1 protein-coding gene and 1 pseudogene are annotated in these 757 nt (G+C 39.0%); both read right to left on the reverse strand.

What is annotated here, in order from left to right:
• Nucleotides 1-117: 117 nt before the first annotated feature.
• Nucleotides 118-240: pseudogene (locus ACTNBK_RS17150) on the reverse strand (DNA cytosine methyltransferase); the annotation flags it as partial.
• A 21-nt stretch (nucleotides 241-261) separates the two neighbouring features.
• The gene (locus ACTNBK_RS17155; RefSeq protein WP_290570376.1) at nucleotides 262-489 is read right to left on the reverse strand and encodes a helix-turn-helix domain-containing protein; all 228 of its coding nucleotides are present in this window, start codon (nucleotides 487-489) and stop codon (nucleotides 262-264) included.
• Between the last annotated feature and the right edge of the window lie 268 nt (nucleotides 490-757).

The following is a 757-nucleotide window of genomic DNA, read 5'->3' on the forward strand; positions in this document are numbered from 1 at the left end:
CTGTTATTTTTGTAGAAAAGGCGGCAGCAGCTTGCGCCGCTCCCGCCTTAAAATATTTTTGCTCTATTTTGCACCACAATTTAGCGTTTACACAAAATTTGGGATTGACCCAAATGCATTCATTTCTACATGGGCTATCGGATTAAAGCCAGCCTGAATAAAGCCTTCAGATAGTCCTCCGGCTCCTGCAAATAAATCTATAAAATTGTAATTGCCCTTGCCGGGGATCTGGTTAGGCATACTGATTCTCCTGTTCTATGATTACTTCTCCTGCTCAAATGCAAGCCAACTACTTTCAAGAGGATCGTAGTCAGCATTATATTTTGAGCAGAATTCTTTAATTTGCCGCATGGTAGACATATTGGGCTTGCTTTTTCCTGTTTCCCAACGGCTTACTGTTGTCAAATTCACATTAAGCTCTTTAGCGAAAGCCTCTTGCGAAAAGAACAAACGCTGCCTTGTCTGTCTAATACTTTCTGCAAATGTCATATTCATCGTCTCCTTGGCCATAAATACGCATGATTACAGCTTGATTTTAGCATCAATTAGGCGTTTGGTCAACAAATATTAAGATTCACCAGAGTTTTTTGATTTTTTATCTTTCTTAAGTGATACTATGAAGCTATACCGAATTCAGGATAATCATGGCAAACCTGCTAATAGGTGTCAAGCCCCAAAATGAAAAATCGGATATCTGAAAATGAGCATAACAAAACAGACCTGCAACAAAGTAAAAATTGCAGACCTGAGGGTTTTA

It is taken from the genome of Intestinimonas sp. HCP28S3_D6, from assembly GCF_052065695.1.
In the GTDB taxonomy this organism is placed as follows: Bacteria; Bacillota; Clostridia; order Oscillospirales; family Oscillospiraceae; genus Intestinimonas.

Bases quoted from the DNA above. Each gene is read 5' to 3' on its own strand.
- ACTNBK_RS17155 (WP_290570376.1), bottom strand. From the start codon at position 489: ATGACATTTGCAGAAAGTATTAGACAGACAAGGCAGCGTTTGTTCTTT.